The 20,551-nt window shown below is 60.5% G+C and carries 13 protein-coding genes; 6 read left to right on the top strand and 7 right to left on the bottom strand.

Translation table 11 applies throughout. From position 1 onward, the window contains the following. The first annotated feature begins 169 nt into the window (after positions 1 to 169). On the top strand, positions 170 to 2,077 hold the full coding sequence (locus tag QUE41_RS08865; protein WP_286342515.1) for a methyl-accepting chemotaxis protein: 1,908 nt from the start codon (positions 170 to 172) through the stop codon (positions 2,075 to 2,077). Here the strand turns inward: QUE41_RS08865 and QUE41_RS08860 are convergent. Genes QUE41_RS08860 through recC form a run of 4 tightly spaced genes read right to left on the bottom strand, consistent with a single transcriptional unit; the run spans position 2,061 to position 11,493 of the window. Beyond that, entirely contained in the window at positions 2,061 to 2,453 is a 393-nt protein-coding gene (locus tag QUE41_RS08860) for a VanZ family protein (RefSeq protein ID WP_286342514.1), read from the bottom strand. The two genes, QUE41_RS08865 and QUE41_RS08860, sit on opposite strands and share 17 nt — an antisense overlap. Beyond that, positions 2,450 to 4,498, bottom strand: a complete 2,049-nt coding sequence (gene recD, locus QUE41_RS08855) for an exodeoxyribonuclease V subunit alpha (RefSeq protein ID WP_286342513.1) — start codon at positions 4,496 to 4,498, stop codon at positions 2,450 to 2,452. The genes QUE41_RS08860 and recD overlap by 4 nt, the downstream gene beginning before the upstream one ends. Continuing rightward, on the bottom strand, positions 4,495 to 8,088 hold the full coding sequence (gene recB, locus QUE41_RS08850; RefSeq protein WP_286342512.1) for an exodeoxyribonuclease V subunit beta: 3,594 nt from the start codon (positions 8,086 to 8,088) through the stop codon (positions 4,495 to 4,497). The genes recD and recB overlap by 4 nt, the downstream gene beginning before the upstream one ends. Beyond that, on the bottom strand, positions 8,089 to 11,493 hold the full coding sequence (gene recC, locus QUE41_RS08845; protein WP_286342511.1) for an exodeoxyribonuclease V subunit gamma: 3,405 nt from the start codon (positions 11,491 to 11,493) through the stop codon (positions 8,089 to 8,091). Between the two features lie 228 nt (positions 11,494 to 11,721). Between recC and QUE41_RS08840 the strand changes: the two genes are divergently transcribed. The 5 genes from QUE41_RS08840 (at position 11,722) to QUE41_RS08820 (ending at position 16,233) form a co-directional block, all read left to right on the top strand. Further along, entirely contained in the window at positions 11,722 to 12,441 is a 720-nt protein-coding gene (locus tag QUE41_RS08840; RefSeq protein WP_286342510.1) for a hypothetical protein, read from the top strand. Beyond that, a complete protein-coding gene (locus tag QUE41_RS08835; protein WP_286342509.1) occupies positions 12,438 to 13,082 on the top strand; it encodes a glutathione S-transferase in 645 nt (214 codons plus the stop codon). Before QUE41_RS08840 ends, QUE41_RS08835 begins: the two co-directional genes overlap by 4 nt. Positions 13,083 to 13,180: 98 nt before the next feature. Beyond that, a complete protein-coding gene (locus tag QUE41_RS08830) occupies positions 13,181 to 14,029 on the top strand; it encodes a putative selenate ABC transporter substrate-binding protein (RefSeq protein WP_286342508.1) in 849 nt (282 codons plus the stop codon). Between the two features lie 7 nt (positions 14,030 to 14,036). Further along, positions 14,037 to 14,723 (top strand): ATP-binding cassette domain-containing protein, encoded by a 687-nt coding sequence (locus tag QUE41_RS08825; protein WP_286342507.1) that lies wholly within the window; start codon positions 14,037 to 14,039, stop codon positions 14,721 to 14,723. Continuing rightward, positions 14,716 to 16,233 carry a PhnE/PtxC family ABC transporter permease gene (locus QUE41_RS08820; protein WP_286342506.1) on the top strand — a complete coding sequence of 506 codons (1,518 nt, stop codon included), beginning with the start codon at positions 14,716 to 14,718 and terminating at the stop codon, positions 16,231 to 16,233. Before QUE41_RS08825 ends, QUE41_RS08820 begins: the two co-directional genes overlap by 8 nt. 143 nt (positions 16,234 to 16,376) lie before the next feature. Here the strand turns inward: QUE41_RS08820 and QUE41_RS08815 are convergent, their stop codons facing one another. The 3 genes from QUE41_RS08815 to QUE41_RS08805 all read right to left on the bottom strand — a co-directional run bounded on the left by QUE41_RS08815 (position 16,377) and on the right by QUE41_RS08805 (position 20,477). Then, complete coding sequence (locus QUE41_RS08815) at positions 16,377 to 18,401, bottom strand: multiheme c-type cytochrome (RefSeq protein WP_286342505.1); 2,025 nt, start codon at positions 18,399 to 18,401, stop codon at positions 16,377 to 16,379. Between the two features lie 244 nt (positions 18,402 to 18,645). Further along, on the bottom strand, positions 18,646 to 19,584 hold the full coding sequence (locus QUE41_RS08810) for a LysR family transcriptional regulator (protein ID WP_286342504.1): 939 nt from the start codon (positions 19,582 to 19,584) through the stop codon (positions 18,646 to 18,648). 521 nt (positions 19,585 to 20,105) lie between these two features. Then, positions 20,106 to 20,477 carry a MerR family transcriptional regulator gene (locus QUE41_RS08805; protein ID WP_286342503.1) on the bottom strand — a complete coding sequence of 124 codons (372 nt, stop codon included), beginning with the start codon at positions 20,475 to 20,477 and terminating at the stop codon, positions 20,106 to 20,108. Positions 20,478 to 20,551: the final 74 nt, after the last annotated feature.

Genomic DNA, 20,551 nt, shown 5'->3' with positions numbered 1-20,551 from the left:
ATAACCAACAAAATGTAACTTACTGCTTTGATTTTCAGAGTAAAGCGAAGTTCCTGTGATGCAGGTCCCCACCCCAGGCCGATGATGTTTGAGCCAGCTCAGGTTTTCCTTTCCATTTAGGGTGTAACATTCAAATAGTTTCAACCTAATATTACACAAAGGTAGAGCAATGAATACTGCCAGTCTGGGACGACGCTTTCTGATAACCCTGATTCCTCTGGTGATGCTGGGCCTGATACTGACCAGTGGCCTCATCACCCGTACCGCAATCAACAAGCTGGAAAACTCCAACAAAAACCTTGTTGAAAGCCGGGCACAAGAGATGAACCAAGGTGTTGCCGACTGGGTCGCCAACCAGAAACAACTGCTCACCAGCCTGGCCCATAGCCCTCTTCTTCGCTCAGCAGACCGGTATGGCTTCGACGCTCTGTCAGAGCACATGGCAACTTTGAAGCACGCCTATGGCCTGAGAAACATCGCCCTGCTCTCCCCAAACGGGGTGGCTCAGGCCTCGGCAAATGAGGATCGAATTGGCAAGGACTACGGCTCTCTCTCCTACGTGAAACAAGCTCTGTCGCAACAACAGCTGGTGATCTCTGAGCCCAGGGCCAGCCGGGTGGATGGCGCCCAGCTGGTGAGCTTTGCCCAGCGTCTGGCGTCGGGTCAGGTACTGTTTCTCAGTCTCTCGGTCAAACGGATCTACGAATCTCAGGTCCAATCCGATGACCCTGCCGATTACGCGCTGATCCTCTCAGGGAGCTGCGACCCGGTCGCCTTTGACGATAAGCTTGGCCTGCCTGACCTGACCAATCTCTGTCAGCAGCAGGGGCTGGTGCATTTCGAGCTCAATGAGGTTGCCTACCTGGGCTGGGCCCACCCGGATCCGGTAACCGGTTGGCTGCTGCTCAGCGCCCACAGTCTCGAAGATCTCAAGCACAGCCAACAGCAGATGATGAGCTTGTCATTCTGGGTGTCGGGCGTTGTTTTGCTCATCTGCCTTGGCCTGATCCTGCTGTTGGTGCGCAGCATTACCCGGGGCCTGGGGACCATGGTGCTGGCCATCGACGCCCTCGCCGAAGGAGACATCGAGCTCTCCTCTCTGAACAGGGCCTCCTGGGGCCGGGTTCAACATCGTCAGGATGAGCTTGGCGGCATGGCCGGTGCCATCGACCGCCTGGTGGCTCACCAACGACGGCTTGCCCAGTGCGCCGATGCGGTGGCCAAGGGGGATCTGGGCCAGTCAGTGACCTGTGCCGGAGAGCACGACAGTCTGGGTCAATCGCTGACCCATATGCAGACCCAATTGAAGCAACTGGTGGCCGAGCTTAAACGCAGCGCCCTGGAGGTGCAGAGCACCACAGACTCCCTCGAGAGAGACGCCCAGCTGCTGGCCCAGAGCACCACAGAGCAGTTTAATTCCCTGGCCGAGGTAGGCACGGCCCTGCAACAGATCGACAGCCAGATCACCCTCACCGCCGATCAGGGCAGCACCCTGGCACAGAGCGCCAGCGAAGGGATGCACAAAGCCCATCAGGGGAGTGACCAGATGGCCGGTCTTACCGACGCGATGAAGGAGATCATCGACTCAGGCGAGAAGGTGGCCGGCATCATGGGGGAGATCACCGCCATCAGTGAACAAACCAATCTCATCGCCCTGAATGCGGCCATCGAAGCGGCCCGGGCCGGCGAGCATGGCCGGGGTTTCTCCGTGGTGGCCGAAGAGGTTCGCAACCTGGCGGCCAGGAGCGCTGACGCCGCAGAGCGCAGTCGCGAGCTGGTTCAGCACAGTCGCAGCCAGATGGAGATGGGCAATCGGATGGCGCAAAGCACCCAGCAGGCATTGACGGAGCTGGTGGCTCATATGAGCAGCTCTACCGAGGCGATGGCCCACATCGCCGCGGCCTGCAAGGAGCAATCCCTGGCCACCCATGAAGTGAGCCGGGGCCTGCACCAGATAGAGGAAGCAGGCCAGTCGGCATCAAGAGTCACAGAAACCGTGTCTCAGCAGAGTCAGGAGCTCAAAGGCCTGTCCCAGACCCTCTCGCACAACTGCGGGCAGTTCAGCCTACACGCCTGAGCAGGGCCCGGCTCAGCCAGGAGAACACCAGGATCCCCACCACATCGGCCATCAGATCGGTGATGTCCAGAGTGCGGTTGGGAAACCAGGCCTGACTGAGCTCCTCCAGGGCCGCCACCACAAACACCAGAGTGGCGCCCCAATAGAGATTGAGGGGGCCGCAGCACCAGCTGCGGCCGCCGGTCACCAGGTTCAGCCCCAGGGTGAGCAAGCCGAACAGAGCGAAGTGGCCCAGCTTATCGCCGTAGGGCAGTTGCCGAACCAGGCTGAAGAAGATGCTGGACTGGCCGGTGTCCGCCAGGTAGATGACCCAGGCTATCAGCCCCATCAGCGCCAGGGTGGCCAGCCAGATGAGCGATTTGACCTTGCTGCTCATCCTCTCTCCTCCAGGCTGGCCAGTCGCTGAGCCAGGCCGGAGGCCCGGACGGTGCGCCGACCTATGGCACTGGCCACCAGTTGGGGCCGGGGCAGTAGCAGGCTGAACCAGGTGCGGGCCCGGGTGATGCCTGTGTAGAGCAGCTCCCGGGTCAGGATGGGGCTGTCCGCTGCCGGCAGCACCATGGCGGTGTGGGCAAACTCCGATCCCTGAGATTTGTGCACCGTCATGGCAAACACGGTGTCGGCATCGGCCAGGCGACTTGGCTGCACCGATTTCAGCCCGCCCTCCGCCGTGGGAAATGCCACCCGCAATCGGCGCACGCCCTGTTCATCGTACAGTGGCAGGCACAGGCCAATGTCGCCGTTCATCAGCTTGAGGCTGTAATCGTTTCGAGTGAGGATCACCGGCCGCCCCGGGTACCAGCCCTGATCCCGCTCGATGAGCCCCGCCCCTTTCAGGGCCTGGGCGATGCGGCGGTTGAGGCCACTGACCCCGAACTCCCCGTCACGCACCGCGCACAATAGCTGGAAGGCGCCGAAGGCCCGGTGAAGTTCCAGGGCCCACTGACTCTGCGCCTCCACCAGTTCGGCCCACTCCTGCTCACTGCTGCATTGGGCCGCCCTCTGCTCCAGCTCAGATAAGCCCTGCTGCATCTGCTCCAGGTAGTTCCGATACCCCAATGGCTGGGCGCCCTTAATGGCTCTGGCGTCACTGGCGTCCCCCTCGATGCAGAGGCGCTCCAGGGCGCGGTCCTGCTCGCCGCCGAGAGAGGCGCTGAGCAGATCCGGCCAGGGCTCGCCGAACAGTCTGGATGCTTCGCGGCTGTCCCCCAGGTTGACGGCGGTCGCCAGACGGCCGATGCCACTGTTGGCATCGAAGCGATGGCTCTTTCTGAGCAGGGCAATCTGCTGGTCCAGGGCGGTGCCCTCACCGAGCCAGGGAGTCAGATCATAACCGCTGGCTTGTGATAAATACGCCAGGGTGGCGGGAGCATAGTTGGCACCATCGGCCCGGCGACAGAGGTCCCCCAATACGGCGCCGGCTTCCACCGAGGCCAGCTGATCCTTATCCCCCAGCAGAATCAGGGAGGCGTGCTCCGGCATCGCCTCCAGCAGGGCGGCCATCATCTCCAGATCCACCATGGAGGCCTCATCCACCACCAAGAGATCCAGGTGCAGAGGGTTTCCCCGGTGATGACGAAAGTGACGGCTGTCCGGACGAGAGCCCAGCAGGCGGTGCAAGGTGGTCACCTGAGTGGGAATGCCCTGCTGCACCGCGTCCGGCAGGCCGCTCAAGGCGCCGGAAAGAGACTCAGACAACCTGGCTGCCGCCTTACCCGTCGGCGCCGCCAGGCGGATTCGCAGAGGCTCGCCCTGGGCCATCTTCGGGCCCTGCAGCGCCGCCAGCAGCCGCACCACGGTAGTGGTTTTGCCGGTTCCCGGGCCACCGGAGATCACCGTAAAGCGGCTGCGACAGGCCAGGGCCGCCGCCACACTCTGCCAGTGCACCGACTCGCCACTGGCCTCATCCGCCGATTTCAGCGGAGCAAACAGCTGAGCCAGCTCCGCCCGGGTAGAGTCGACGTCCACCTCCAGCGGAGCCAGGCGCTCCTGAATCTGCCGGGCCACCTGACACTCATAGCGGTAGTAGCGCCTCAGGTAGAGCCGCCCCTGGCTCAGCACCAGGGGCTCACTGCCCTCCCCTTCGGACACCGACACCAGCGGCGAGGCGGACAGGGCCTCCACCAGTGCGGCTTCACTCCAGTGAGCCATCAGCTCTGAGGGATGGGGCAGCTCGGCCGGTTTGCGCCCCTCCGGGGGCAGAGCCAGCACCTCGCCGGGACGGGCCAGCAGTTGCGACAGCTCCAGGCACAGATGGCCCCGCCTCAGCTGGTGGCTGGTCCAGATGGCGGCCAGCACCACCTGGGCCGGAGTATCCGGCTGCTGTTCCAGCAGCAGATTGGCCAGGGCCAGATCCAGGGGGCGGAGCCAGCCCTCGGCCAGATAGGCGTCGAGCTGCTGCATCAGTTCATTCAAGGTCATGCCTGTCCCCCCTCAAAAGCCAGGTCCATCGCTTCAATCAGGGCCCGGTCCGGGCAGAGCCCAAGTACCCCTTTGTCCGCCCGGTTGTCGCCCATGCCTCGCAGGAACAGGTAGAGCCCGCCGCCCATATGGCGGTCATAGTCGTAATCAGTCATGCGGCTTTTCAATAGTCGGTGCAGGGCCAGGGTGTAGAGGGCCAGCTGCAGGTCGTATCTATGTGACAACATCCCCGCCTTCATAGCCTGGGGCTCGTAAGCCTCGGCCTCGGCGCCCAGGTAGTTGGATTTGTAGTCCGCCACGTAGTAACGGCCCTGATGCTCAAAGGTCAGATCGATAAAGCCCTTGAGCATGCCATCCAGGTGCTGGGGCCGCAGCTGCGGCCTGGGCTCCCCGGGCCAGATATGTTGGCGCACCAGGCTGTCCAGGTGCTGCACATCCAGCTGATGAGCCGCAAACCAGAACTCCATCTCGGCCACCACGGTGGAGAGATCGCTCAGGGCCGCCTGGCTGTCCATCAGCGCCATGGGCTGATTCAGCATCTGCGCCAGCCACTGCTCCAGCATCGGCTGCCACTCGTCCAGCCCCTTGTGTTCGCAGCGGCGGGCCACCTCATCGGAGAGGGCCTGCGGGTCCACGGAGCCAAAGCCCTCATCGGCGATCCACTCCAGCAGATCGTGCAGGAAGGTTCCCGGGGCTGCGCCTCGCGGGAAGGCATGAATGGTGCCAGGCTCGGGCTCCTGCTCTACTGGCATCTGCGCCTCGCCCATCAGCTCCTCCATCCGGGTGAGGGCGCCGCTGGTGCTGGTGTCGCTCTCATCCAGGTGATGGCTCATGCCGGTCAGCAGGCCAGAGTAGGAGCCCACCCGCCAGCCGGACGGCACCGCCCGCATCGCTTCCCGGGCGGTGAGATGGGCCGGATCGGTCACCTCGGCCAGATAGTGGTTGTCTCTCACCTCAGGAAGGCTGGACAGTGCCACCCCCTGCTCGCCAGCCAGGGTGCGCAGGGCATGCTGCAGTTCGCCGTAGCTCATGGCCTGACCGCCGCCGAGCAGGTAACCCAGGGCGCCCAGGTGCAGATCGCTCATGTCACGCTTGCCGGTGCGCCCCAGCTTGACCGGGGCCAGCCCCAGGAAGCAGGCGTAGACCGGACGGGTCAGTGCCACATAAAGCAGGCGCAAGTCTTCCGCCAGGCGCTCATGCTCCGCCTGCTCCAGGGCCTCAACTTCAGGGTTGAAGGCCACCTGACTGCCCTCGGCGCTGCGGTAGGTCAGCAGGCCATCTTTGGCGGTGGCCTGACGGAAGCCCAGGATGAAGGGCAGGAACACCAGGGGGTACTCCAGTCCCTTGGATTTGTGGATGGTCACCACCTGAACCAGTTCGGCGTCGCTCTCCAGGCGCAGGATCTGATCGTCATCCCCCTGGCCGGAGTCGATCTGCTCCGCCAGCAGACGCAGCAGCGCCAGCTCGCCGTCCAGAGTGGCCGAAGCCCCCTGAAGCAACTCGGCCAGGTGCAACAGATTGGTGAGACTGCGCTCTCCGCCTCCCTGATGCATCAGTCTGCTGGCCACACCAAATTTGGCCATCAGGGCGCGAATCATCGACAGCACCCCTTTGCTCTGCCAGTGCGCCAGCAGCTCGCGGAAGCTGTCGACCATCTCATCCCAGGCCCGCTCGTCCCGGTTGAGGGCATCCAGCTCGGCCCACTCCATGCCCAAAGTGGCGCAGGCCAGGGCGGCACGAACGCCGGCCTCGCGCTCCGGAGCCGCCACCGCCTGGAGGATCAGCAACAGATCCTGGGCTTCGGCGCTGGCGTAGACCGAGTCTTTGTCGGACAGGTAGACGCTGCGCACCCCGCGGCTGTCCAGCGCCTGGCGAATCGCCTTGGCCTCGGTAAAGTCCCTGACCAGGATCGCCATGTCGGCGGCGCGCAGTGGCGTGAGCCCGTCATCAGAGCGGAAACCGGCCCGCCCCTCTCTGGCCAGGTTGAGGTAGCGACAGATCTCCGAGGCGGCGGAGTGCGCCTGACGCTCCAGGTAGCTACCCTTGTTGATGGGCCCCTCGTCCGGGTCCAGCCACAGGTTCAGTGCCGGCGTCGCTTCATCCTCAATCTCCAGGTGTGCTTTTCGGCCATTGGCGGCCACCGACTCGAAGGGGATCTGCTCGCCGAACAGGAAGGCCCCCAGGGGGTAACCGTCCGCCAGGCGGAACACCTGGTTCACCGAGGCCACCATGGCCAGGGTGGAGCGATAGTTGGTTCCCAGGGTGTAGTGGTTGGGTGCGGTATCGCTGCGCGCCTGCAGGTAGGTGTGGATGTCGGCGCCGCGAAAGGCGTAGATCGCCTGCTTGGGATCGCCGATCATCAGCAGGGCCTGCTCCGGGCTCTCTTTGTAGAGCCGCTGGAACAGCCGGTACTGGACCGGGTCGGTGTCCTGGAACTCATCGATGAGCGCCACCGGGAACTGAGCGCGTATGGTCTGGGCCAGGGCCTCACCACCCTCAGACTCCAGGGCCGTGTCCAGCCGGCGCATCAGGTCGTCGAAGCCCAGCACCGCCTGGCGCTGCTTCTCCGACTCCATCCGCTCGCCGACCCAACTGGCCGCGTGGCACAGCAGGTTGCGCTTGAGATCCAGTCTATCCAGGGCATCCACCAGGGTCTGCATGGCGTCGAAGGCGGGATTGGCATCCACCTGTTTGCCCTTGTTGCAGGCCGCCTGAATCCCCTCTGTGGTGAAATGGTCGCAGGCCTTGGAGCGCTTATTGCCGCTCATGGGCAGCAGCTGCCCCTCATCGTCGAGCCAGGCCTGAACCTCCTCCAGCAGCGCCAGCTTGATCTTGGCCTTGGACACCAGCTTGTTGGACAGGGCCTGATGCACCAGCTCGCTGACCGCCACCAGCTCGCTGCGCCATACCGACTTGGCCCGGCGAACCGCCTCCATCTGCTGGGCGGCGATATCCGCCGGGTTTTGCCCCTCGAGCTTGCGCCCCAACAGAGGCATCAGCGCCTTCTCCAGATCCGCCGGAGTGGCATAGAGGCGGTGGATGGGCCTGAGCGACCCGGTATCCAAGGGGTAGAAGTGCAGTCGCCAGTAATCCCTCACCGCTTCCTGACGCAGACCGCTGAGATCGGTCTCCAGTTGCAGGTTGAACAGGGAGCCGGAATCGAAGGCGTGTTCCCTGAGCATTCGCTGACACCAAGCGTGGATGGTGTGAATGGCGGCCAGGTCCATCATCTGCGCCGCCAGCTCCAGCTTCAGGGCGCAGCCCGGGTGTTGCTCGGCGGGGTATTCCTTCAGCAGCTGAGTCAGAATGGGATCCAGCTGGTCCAACTGACCGCGAAACGCCTTGGCGCCCTCCACCAGTCTCAGGCGGATACGATCCCTGAGCTCTTCGGTGGCCGCATTGGTGAAGGTCACCACCAGGATCTCCGGTGGCAGCAGGGGGCCTTGGGGGTGGGCCTGCTCATCGCCATGGCCCAACACCAACCTCAGATAGAGGGCGGCGATGGTGTAGGTCTTGCCGGTGCCGGCACTGGCCTCAATCAGCCTGGTTCCCTGGAGAGGGAAGCGGATCGGGTCGAGTCGTTGCGTCATCTAGGCCTCCAGCCGGGTGGGCAGCACCAGCAGCGGCTGGTAGAGATCCTCGGCCAGGCTCGCAAAGCGCTGAGGATCCAGTTGGGAAAAGTCGGGGAACTGACGAGTCAGGTAGGGGCTGTAACCCAGGTCGCCGCCGCCGAAGAAGCCCGGCTCATAAGCCGTGCGCGCTTTTTGAAGACGCTCCTCATCGTCACCGTCGCCAGCCAGATAGGCCAGGGCCGCTCGAGGGGCCACGGGCAGAGGCGCCTGCATCCCTTCCAGGTAGCGGGTCAACAGGGTTTGCAGCTGCTGCTGAGCCGATTCAGCTTCCATGGGCGGCAAGCTCCAACTGCTGTCGGCGCCGATGAGCACCGAGGTCATCGGATGGCCGCAGGCGCAGCCTGCCAGGTGGCCGAGATAAAGCCTGGCCAGATGCAGCGGGTTCTTCAGCCCCTTGTCGGTGGCCAGCACCGCCGGGCGCACCTCCACCTGGTGCCAGTGGCCATCACTACTGCGATAGAGGCGACTTAGCCAATCCTCCAGGGCCAGGCCGGGCACCTCGGCCCGAAGCTCCAGGGAGGTTTCCACCAGTTCCAGGTTGGCGGTGTAGCGGCGCAGAGACTCGAACGCCTCCACCGCCGGGCGGGTCAGGTCATCCCCCGCCAGCGCGGCGAACCCCTTCATCGGCAGCTGCCCCCGGCCGGTGAGTCGGGACAGGGTATGGTCCACGGCGCCCTCGGCCCCGTCCGGCTCGCCCAGATAGAGCTCACCCAGCAGCTCCTCTCTGAGCAGGTAACGCTGCAGGTTATCCAGGGCGAAAGGCTCTAAGTCCTCGCTGGCCGCCACCTCCAGATTGAACCACACCCCGAGACGCTTATTCATAAAGCAGCCCACCGGATCCTTGAGCAGCCCCACTAGGGCGCGCAGTTCGATGGGCTCCTCCCCCTGCCAGCTCTCCATCTGCGATTGCACCTGGGTGTCCGGCGGCGTATGCACCTGGCACCACTCCCGGCCATAGGAGAAGAGTTCCCCTGACCGGGCATCAAAATAGCTGCTGGAGAAGGGTTGCAGCGGATGAACGCAGGTGAGGCGCTCTATCAGGGCCTCGCCACCTTCGAAGGCACTGGCCAGGTAATCCCTGAGTTGGCCCACCAGCACCGAAGGGGTGCGCTCGGTGTTGTCGCGGACATTGCGCCCCACATAGCTGATGTAGAGTTGGCTGCGGGCCGCCAGCAGCGCCTCGAGAAACAGGTAGCGATCATCTTCGCGGCGGGAACGATCCCCGGGGCGGTACTGACCACGCAGCGCCATCAGGTCGAAGTCCAGGGGCGGACGGCTCCTGGGGTAGTCGCCGTCATTCATCCCCAGCAAGCACACCTGCTTGAAGGGGATCGCCCTCATGGGCATCAGGGTACAGAAGTTGACCTTACCGGCCAGGAAGCGCTGGGACACCCCCTCCTCGCCGAAGGGGGCCAGGGCCACCTCCCGCACCACGGTAATGGGCAGCGCCTCCTCCAGCTGAGCCTCGTCGCAGGCCTCCAGCCAGTGGGCCATGGCATCCTGCAGCCGGGTCAGGAGCAGGGTCTCCTGCTCATCCTGGGGCTCGAACAGCGACTCTGCGGTTTCCCGCAGCAGCTGGTGCCACTTGGCCGGTGTGTGACTCTGACCCAGCTGCTGCCACAACTCACCCAACCGGTCGATGAGCAGGCTGAGTTTACCCACCAGGGCCGCATCCAGGCCGCCCACCTCGTCCAGGGGCTCGATGCCGCACCAGGCTTCGCCGTCACCGACGGCGTAACCCAGCAGCATCCGCTTGAGGCCGAAGCGCCAGGTATTCTGCTCCAGCTGCGCGGGCAGCTCCAGGGCATGACGCTGCTCGCCATCCAGGCCCCAGCGGATGCCCGCCTGCTCGACCCAGCGTCCCAGCAGGGCCAGTTCGGTCTCGTCGATGCCAAAACGGGCACGCAGGGCCGGCACCGACAGCAGCTCCATCAGTTCGGACACCGCAAAGCGGGATCGGGGCAGATGCAGCAGCTTCTCCAGGGCCAGCACCACCACCTGATGGCCGCGCTCCGGTCGATCGGCGATGGTATAGGGGATGTAACGGTTGTCGTCCCGCTCCAGGTGGCCAAACACCGCCTCAATGTGGGGGGCGTAGAGATCCACATCCGGCATCATGACGATCACCTCGGAGGGGCTCAGATCCGGCTCCTCCTGGAAGCGCTGCAGCAGTTGATCGTGCAGGATCTCCACTTCACGCTGACGGCTGTGGGCCAGGTGGAACGCCAGGCTGTGATCCTCGCTGGCTGCCGGCCAGGGGGTCTCCGGCATAGGATCCAGATCGAAGATCCCCTGCTGCATCCGCCTCAACATGGTCGCCGGCCCCAGGTCCATGGGAGAGGACCAGAGATCGATGCTCTGAAAATGGCTGCGGTACTGATCCGGCTCGTCGATGCCATAGAGCATGCCGATGTAGTCCCTACCCTGCTTGCCCCAGGCCGCCAGCAAGGGGTTGGCGTGCTGATGCATCTGTTCCAGGGAGAGCAGTTCCGGAGTGCCGGGCTTGGGGTTGTGCCTGGCCCGAGCCAGCTCGCGCCGCAACAGCTCCCGGTCCTCGACGATGTCCGCCCAGAAGTGCTGACAGGGGTTCTGCACACAAAGCAGGATCTGACAGTGCTTAGCCAGCGCCTTGAGGGCTTCCACCGCCTGCTGAGGCAAGGCGCTGATGCCAAACACCAACAGCCGCCTGGGCAAGCCAGGGGGACGGGACTCGGCACTCTCCAGCGCCTGAATAAAATGCTGATGCAGGGAAGCCCGGCTGCTGCCCCGCCAGTGAGGCGCCATGTCGGCAATCAAGGCGCGCCACAACCTGGGCTGCCAGCACAGCTCCTCCTCCAGAGGCTGGCTGCGTCCCTCACCATCGACTATCTCGTCCCGGCCGACCGCCCAGGCATCGAGCCAGTCCGCCCGGTATACCTGATATTGGTCGAACAGATCCGCCAGCTGCTCCGCCAGCTGATCCCGCTTGCGCAGATCGTCATCCTGCTCCAGGAAACGGCGCAGCGGCGCAAAGGCTTCCTGACTGAGCAGTTGCGGCAACAGCTTGAGGATGCGCCAGCGAAGCCTGGGTTTGTCAAAGGGGGAATCCTTGGGTACCGCCTCGGCACCCAATACGGTGCGGTAGCTTTCCCACAGGAAGCGGGAGGGCAGCTGCATCTCCTGGGCGGCGGCGATCTTCAGCTGTGGGTCCGATGCGAAGGCCAGCTTCAGCCACTGGGCCATGCCGTTACTCTGCACCAGGAACAGTTCCCGCTCCAGAGGGGCCAGCGGGTGGTGGCGGACCCACTGCACCAGCAGATCGCGCAGGTCCTCCATCTGGTTGGCGTGAATGATGGAGAGACCGGGTTGAAGTTGAGCCGACATCGACGCATCCATTGCTAAGCTAAGTCTGCCAATCATAACGAGAATTCGGGCCTGGCTCTATGGCTTGCGACACTCAGGCAACCAAGGGGTGACAAATCCATCAGCAGAGCCCAAAGCACTGTTCATAACCCCGTCGGAGCTTGTTGGACCGACGCTGGATTTTGACGGACAGCCACGGGATCCTTTATGTTGTGCCCAAATAATAATTCAGGGAGTGTCACAGCCCTCATGTCGCTGTTAAAACCAGCCAGGAAGCTGCACAAAATCCTAAGCTACTTTGTCTTTATTCAGGTCACCCTGTGGATTGCCGGGGGCGCCTACTTCGCCCTGGTCCCCTTCAAGCCTCTGGTAAAGAGCCAGGACTACTATCAGCCCCCGGCCATCACCGCCGATCCCCTGGCGGTGTCCGAAACCATTCGCTACATGGACGAGCCCCTGGAGTCGCTGACCATGAGCCCATCGGCACAGGGCCCTCTGCTCAAGACCGGCCAGAGCGTGTTCTCCGTCCACACCGGTCATGAGGCCCTTCCCATCGACAAGGACGCCATCGCCCGTTTCGCCCAAACCCTCTACACCGGTCCGGGATCCCTGAACTCGCCAAAGTTCCTCGACACCGTGGCGCCCAAGGTGGCTGGGCTGGTGGATGAGGTGGGTGGACGAACCGATCTGTGGCTGGTCGAGGCCAACGACGGCCCCGGCACCCGCCTCTATTTTGATGCCTATGGCACCCTGGTGACGGTGAGAAACGACGCCTGGGTTGGGTTTGACCTGCTGTGGAAGCTGCACATCATGGACTATGGTGAGGGGGAGGATTTCAACAATCCTTTGCTGATGATCTTCTCGGTCAGTGCCCTGCTGTTCGCCCTCTCCGGCTGTGTTCTGGCCGTTGGCGGCCTGCGTCAGAGCCTGGGACGGCGACTGACCAAGCATAAAAGAGCCCGCGGATGACGCAACCAATCCTGTACAGCTTCCGCCGCTGCCCCTATGCCATGAGGGCGCGGCTGGCCCTGGCCTACCTGGGACAACCCATGGACCTCAGGGAGGTGGTGCTGAAAGACAAGCCCAGGGAACTGTTGGCCCTGTCGCCCAAGGGCACAGTGCCGGTACTGCAACTGGCCGATGGCCGGGTACTGGAGCACAGCCTGGAGATCATGCTGTGGGCGCTGGGTCAGGCGGACCCGAAACAGTGGTGGCCAGAGTCCCCCGAACAGCAACGACTGACCCTGGAGCTTATCCAGAGAAACGACGGCGAATTCAAGCACTGGCTGGACAGATACAAATACGCCGACCGCCACCCCCACCCTCAGCAGTGGTACCGGCAAAAATCCCAGCCCTGGCTCGACCGGCTGGAATCCATGCTGACCGACACGCCGTGGCTACTAGGCAGCAGGCTGACCCTGGCGGATGCGGCGCTGCTGCCCTTTATCCGCCAGTACGCCATGGTAGACCGCCCCTGGTTTGACGCACACTACCCGGGTTTAAGCCGATGGCTGACTTGGTGGATGGAGGGGGAGCTCTATGGACGCATCATGGGCAAGTTTTCCCCCTGGCAACCCGGCGATCCGCCTACTCTGTGGCCAAGTAACTAAACTCGACTTATCAATGCCATAAATTCGGCGTAACATATTGCCCCCTTGAACCGAATTCCGGCCTCCTGGCCACAATCCACTTTAGGAATCATAGAGCCATGCGTCGACTGATTGCCCTGCTGACCCTGGCGGTTGCCCCCCTGGTTTCCGCTCAAACCTTTACCTTTACCGCCATCCCGGATCAGGATGAGTCCAAGCTGCGCAGCCGTTTCGACCAGGTTGCCGACTACCTGACCGGCGAGCTGGGTGTCGAGGTGAAGTACATCCCGGTGAAGTCCTACGCCGCCTCCATCACTGCGTTCCGCAATAACCAGGTACAGCTGGCCTGGTTCGGTGGCCTCTCCGGCGTACAGGCCCGTGCCCGGGTGCCCGGCAGCGAAGCGATCGCCCAGGGCTACGAAGATCAGTTCTTCAAGTCCTACATCATTGCTCACACCAGCACCGGTCTGGATGCCGCCGCCTCCCTGCAGCAGGCGATGAAAGGGATGACCTTCACCTTCGGTTCCAAGGGCTCCACCTCAGGTCGTCTGATGCCCGAGTTCTACCTGCGCGAAGCTTTCCAGGAAGCCCCCAACAAGAGCTTCCGTAAAGTGGGCTTCAGTGGCGACCACAGCCGCACCATCGCCCTGGTTCAGGCTGGAAGCTACCAGGTTGGCGCGGTGAACTACAAGGTGTGGGAATCTGAGCTGGCCGCCGGCAAAGTGGACACCAGCAAGGTGAAGGTGATCTGGGAGACCCCCACCTACCCCGACTACCAGTGGACCATTCGTGGTGATGTGGACGCCCAGTACGGTGAAGGCTTCAAAGCCAAGGTGACCAAGGCGCTGCTGGAGATGAAGGATGAGAAACTGCTGAACGCCTTCCCACGCTCCAGCTTTGTACCGGCCACCAACGCCGACTACGCCCCCATCAAGGACACCGCCAAATCCATCGGCCTGATGGACTAAGGCGAGCATGAGTGCTGAGCTGGCCCTGCAAGGGGCCTCACTGAAGATTGGCGACCAATGGATCGTCAAACCCCTGTCCCTGACCATCGACGCCGGCCAGACCGTGGCCCTGGTGGGGGAAAGCGGTGCCGGCAAATCCTCCCTGTTGGAGCTGCTGCGCCGCGCCCACGAGGACAAGGTTGCCTGGTGCCCCCAGCACCCGGCCCTGGTGCCCATGCTCAGCCTCTACCTCAATGTCTACATGGGCCGGCTCCATGAGTTCGGCCTGTGGCAGAACCTGACCAATCTGGTCCGGCCCGACCCGGCCCAGTGGCAAGCCATTCAGCAACTGGCCGATGAGCTGGGGCTGCTGAACGGCAGTGGCGACAAGCGGCTGAGTCAGTCTGCCGAGCGCTTCTCCGGAGGCGAGCAGCAGAGGATCAACATCTCCCGGGCCCTGTTCCAGCAGCGCGCCATCTTTCTGGGGGATGAGCCGGTGTCCGCGGTGGATGAAGCTCAGGCCAGGCGCATCATCGAGCGCATCAAGGCCCATCACCAGACCACGGTACTGGCCCTGCACGATGTGGACCTGGCACTGGCCTGTGCCGACCGCATCATCGGCATGAGTCAGGGCGAGGTGGTACTGGATAAGCCGGCTCACCAGCTGGATGCCGCCACCCTGCTCACCCTCTACCCCAGTCATCAGCATGGCTGAGTCCCTGCCCAGCCCATCGAATAACCGGGCCGCGGAGTTTCGCCGCATCACCCTGCTGTTGGCCCTGGCGGCGCTGTTCTGTCTGCCCTGGGCAGATCTGGAGATTACTCAGGTATCCCCAGGTGCCGAGCTGGCACGTCTTCTGGCTGGCGCCCTGAGCCCGGACTTCTTCGCCACCGAATACCTGCTGGAGGCAATTGCCACCACCCTCGCCTTCGCCCTGCAGGGGATCGCCCTGGCCGCCCTGTGCGGCCTGCTGCTTGCCCTGTTTTACCGATACCCTGTAGTGCGGGTGACCGCCGCCCTGCTGCGCTCGGTTCATGAGCTGTTCTGGGCGCTGATGTTCCTGCAGGTGTTTGGCCTGAGCTCCCTCACCGGTGTGCTGGCCCTGTGGATCCCCTACACCGGCATCTTTACCAAGGTGTTTGGAGAGATCCTTGAAGAGGTCGACCCTGCGGCGGAGCAGGCGCTGCCAAGAAGTGGTGAAGTGGCCAACGCCATCAGCCGGCTCGTTTATGCCAGGCTGCCCCTGGCCTGGCCCCACATTCGCCACTACACCAAATATCGGCTGGAGTGCGGATTGCGCTCCTCAGTGGTGCTTGGCTTTGTGGGCCTGCCAACCCTGGGCTACCACCTGGAGACCGCCTTTCGTCAGGGCCTCTACAGCGAAGCCGCCGCCCTGCTCTATCTGTTCTACCTGATCATCGCCACCATGAAGTGGTGGTGCCGGGCGCCCCTGCTGCCCCTCTACCTGGGGCTGGCGCTGTGGTACCTGCCGCCGGTAGCCTCCATCAACGGTGAGCTGATCCTGCAGTTCCTCACCCAGGACATCGTGCCTGCGCCACTGAAAAACGGTGGCGAACTGTGGCCCTGGTTCCTGCGCCTGTGGCAGGAACAGATCTTCCCCGGACTGACCGATACCCTGCTCCTGAGCCAGATGGCCCTGTTGCTGACCGCCCTGCTGACCCTAATATGGTTCCCCCTGCGCAGCCGCTGGTTCTTTGGCCGCCCCCTGCGCGCCCTGGGCCAGGGGTTTCTGATTGTCACCCGCTCCACTCCGGAGTTCGTGCTGGCGTTCGTCGGCCTGCTGATTCTGGGACCCAGTCTACTGCCTGCCCTGCTGGCCCTGGGGATTCACAATGGCGCCATCATCGGCCACCTTGTGGGCGGCTACACTCAGGAGCTAAAACTCAGGCCAGACGATGCCCCCACAGGCTACAGCCGGGTTGGGCTCTACTTCTATCAGGTGCTGCCCAGGGTCTACCCCCAATTGATCACCTGGCTGCTCTATCGCTGGGAGATCATTCAGCGGGAAACTGCCATTCTGGGAGTACTGGGGATCACCACATTGGGCTTCTACATCGATTCGGCGTTCGAGGAATTCCGCTTTGACCGGGCCATGGTGCTGATTGGCGCCGCGGCGCTGCTGAACGTGGCGGTGGATGCCACCGCCCGCGCCCTGCGGGCTAGGCTGCAGCGAGGCGAGCGCTTAGCCAATAGGGATGCGTAAGTTGCGTCATTCCAGCAGCACCGAGTTCCTTTTCTCCTCAACATTCGAGTGCGGCACTTCGAACCGATTGTCTGCGTAGCAACCAAAAAAGAGCCCAACCGAGGTTAGGCTCTTTGAGTGAGGGAAAAATGATGGGTGACGTGTTATCGCTCGAATACGTGATACTTGTCGATGCCGAAGGATTTACCTTCTGCATGACAGGTGGCACAGGATTCAGCAGTTGGTACGTCATACCAACCTGTGGTGGTAACGGCATTCTTCTCGCCGCCATTTTGCACCATGTGGTTCAGAGCCGCGTCGCTATCGTGACAGGCGTGGCAGTTAGCCAGAATCGGTGAGGACATCACACCACTGGTGCCACCATTCCAGGACTTAGACAGCATGTAGCGATTTGGTACGGTGTCCAGGTTAACGCCTTCAGAGTGACAAGATACGCAGTTGTCAGCGTTAAGGCTGGCAGCGGCGTTCTGAACCTTGTTGCCCTCTTCATCAACCTTATTGCCGGACAGTTCGTTACCAATACCCCAGTGCATGCTGTGAATCATCGGACCAAAGGCTGGCCCAGAATATGCCGCACGACGATCCTGACCGTTGTTATGACAGGCTACGCAGTCCCAGCCGCCATTTTGGTAGCTACCGCTCTTATGGTAGTTGGTTTCGTTGTTATGACAGGTCGTACAGGCTGTCTCATCGATGATCTGACGACGACCAAACTCTTTGCCCAAGGCAGCGAAACTCTGATCGACAACTTCGGAATACAGGGTAAAGGAAACACCGTATTCATTATCCGAGTCTTCCCAACCACTATCCATCAGCGTCACGCGGGAGCTGGCAGTCAGCATGGCATTCGGGTAATTCTCCAAGCCAGGCAACTCTGCATAACATACTGAGCGAGTTCCGTCGTCACGTTCAACGTAAACCTCGGATCCGTGGGAAATGACACGAGCAACAATGGAGTCGGTTTCATTGTCATAAGCATTGATGTAAGCACCGGCATAGGCAACAAAGTGACCGTCGTAGCCGTGATACTCTTCGGCGATATTTACCTGAACAGGCGCCTCGCCAGTATTGTCGAACAGCTTAACGTCTACACAATAGCCTTCAGCCATGGTCTGCTCTACACCATCGTCGTCGGTGTAAGTCCAGTTCAGAGCATCATCAAAGTAGGGAGCACTGATTTCGGAGTAGTAGTTTTCACGCAGCTCCTTGCGCTCGGTCAATGCTGATGCATCCGCGTGCATCTTACGAACATCAAACTCAGAGTCAGTGGAAGCCACGATACCAGCCACTGCAGAGTTAGAGTCGCCGTGGCAATCACTGCAACCATTTCCGGAAATGCTGGTGTTTAACACCGGCTCTGCGTGACAGGTCTCGCAGTTGGTCACTGCGAAGTCCATCTCAAAGCTCTGGTGATTGATGTGTCCCAGCTTCTGCATAGTGTTTGACGCATAGCCCGGACCCACTTTGTTATTGTCATCGTCTCTGGTGCCAGCTACGTTGTTGTGACACACCATGCAGCCGGCCACAAAATCGACGTTGCCTTCAATATCGTAAGCAACGTACTTCGAATGCTTGATATCCGACGCCGCATAATCAACGTGGCAGGAATAACAGGCCTCTGTGGTGGTCGAACCAAAATTCTCTGGCTTATCTATGATGACATATGAAGAAGCGGCAATGGCATCATCATAGCTGCCGATCTGCAGACGAATTATCGCATCGGTATCCGACGCTAGGCTCGCAATTGGTGCAACGATTTCATAATGACCGTTATCCAGTGCGGTAATGCTGGCGCCCTCGGTTGGCTCGTCACTCCCAACAACAGCCGTTCCGCCAACGCTGCCGTCAGGGTGCCGCTGAATACCAACACCTTCAACGTTTTCAGCAACATAAATGGAAGCGCTGGTCAATCCATTGATTAGGGTTTCGTCGGCATCGGTTGCCATGAACTCAACGGTTAGCTGACCATCAGAAATAGTGTGGGCGATATACTCCAGGTTGGTTACCTCGGAGCTGGTGACTACCGGCACATAATCTTGACCCGGAGTCCCATCCTGACCCGGCGCACCATCTTGGCCATCAGCTCCATCTGAGCCATCACTGCAGGCAGTCAGCAGCAAAACGCTGCTTAGCGCTACAGCAAGTAGTGACTTATCAAAAGTTTTCATCATCATATTCCTATTACAATTCCCTGCATTTGCAGTCGCTTTGACGATAAGAGACCGAAGAAATGAATGAAATGAAAACTGCAATTAGCCTTTCAACTCTGTGGGTCACGCATAGAGACCGCCAAAAGGTAATTTCAATATTTGTATTTGGCAATTTCAGCCCGGGAAATTTGATGCCCAGCTCTAACTATTTTGGATAAAAAAAGGGGGCCAGGCCCCTCCTCTATAATGACTCAAACGCAGACTAATTCAGTACGTCTTTTAACAGCGCCAATATGCGGGTGCGAGTGTTGTCATCGTAGCGACGATACTTCTCCGAACGCTCGATCAAGCGGTACTGTGGCATTCTTTGCTTCTCATGTAGACGACTCTGTTCTGCCCTTGGTAACTGCCACACCCTCATCCCAGGTAAACTGGCTACGCTCTCAGCAAAACTGGCTGGCCCACAGAACGTGAGTGACGGCGTTGACACCAACCTGGCATACCAATTGTCCTTATCGGCGATTCCTTCAATACTCGCGAAAGTAATATCATGATTGCGAAAAAACGTTTCCAACGGATCAATGTGGTCATTAAAACCAGGAACCACATTATAGACAAAGGGGTATTCGGCCATCATTTCCAGACTAAATTGCTCCTCCCGTCGCCATATTGGGTGGCGCTCGTGCGCCGCAAGAAACACTCCCGGCTTTGGCTTTAATAAACTGGAGGTGAGCTCATCTATCGGCAACTCAGTCGATAAGCCAATATCCAGTTCACCTCTATGTAACGCCCCCATAGACTCCACATTCCAGCACACAAGTTGTAGCCTGGAGGCCAATTGGGCATGCTCCGGCTTATGCAGTTTGGTGGCAAACACCGGCAAGAACTTGGCCAGGGTAGCGAGTATCAACGGAGGAGTAACGTGTATATCGGCCGCATTGATCTCCTGCAACTCTTGGTACCCTTTCGCTAACCTCACTACCGCCTGGTAGATCCGCTCCGCCTTCGGAGTAGGCATCAGGCCACTCTGGCGCCGATAAAACAATTCATCATCAAACTGGATACGCAACGCCGCCAGACAACGACTGATCTTGGGGGCCGAGACTCCCAGATTTTGAGCGGTCATTTTAGCATTTCGGGTTTCATAGACACTTTTGAATACCTGTAGGCTAAAAAAGTCGATGTTGGCCAGCTCGCTCATTATTCCCATCACCCCCGGTTATCTGTCTTAAAAATAGTGAACCACATCAGTAACAGCGAATAAAAGTCATCATCCCAACAGTATGAAGTCAATCCATCCCTACAATATTTACGCAAGTTTACTATACCTCAATCAATTGTTTTACAAAGGAATAATCACTAATAGGGTAAGCAATACGCCAAAATCCACATGCGCCAATCATAATTACGCACAAGCGAGAAAAACAAAGAGGGACCTTTTTAATCGCCTGCGCAGGTATTCACTACCACACTCAAGATAGGTAAATGGACAACGACAAACATTAATAACCGATTCGGCTGTGACTCTGCTGGCAATTTACATGTAACTAATTCATAAGTTTCATGATTCCACTGGCTCAGCAGCATTAACTGCTTTATGAGTTTCGTCTGTGATTCATTCACTGCAGAAGTTGAAATATCCAATCACAACCATGTCTACAGTACCGAGTCCTCTGGATCTCTATCCACAGCTCTCTAGAGTAACCGTCTGGCATAGCTGGACTAGGACACTTTTTCTCCCCTGGACACCTCGTAGCCAGAAAGCTTAGCCAGAATCATGGATTCGGTCTGCTGCAGTTGCCGGATCTTCCCGCGTACCATCTCCAGATGCTGTTCCAACAGGGCTATCGCCTCACTCTGTGGCATCTTCCCTGCATCATAGCGACCAATAAGCCCCTGCAGTTGCCCCAGGGTAAACCCCATGGCCCTGGCGCTCTGAATCATCTTGATTCGCTCGATGTTGGACGCTGGGTACTCACGGTAGGTGCGGCTGCCAGCCTGACGACTGCCGGTTTCCAGCAACTGCATCTCGTCGTAGTGGCGTACGGTGTCCTTGGTGACGCCAGCGGCCCTGGCCAATTCGCCTATCAGCATCATTTTCCTGTTGACTGTGGGGTGTACCCCCTAGGTTAGCATCCTCTGCAGAGTTTAATGAAACGCCTTAGGAG

The organism is Ferrimonas sp. YFM (assembly GCF_030296015.1).
In the GTDB taxonomy this organism is placed as follows: Bacteria; Pseudomonadota; Gammaproteobacteria; order Enterobacterales; family Shewanellaceae; genus Ferrimonas.
Note: the sequence above shows the minus strand (reverse complement) of the source record. Positions and strands in the feature narration are given on the sequence as shown.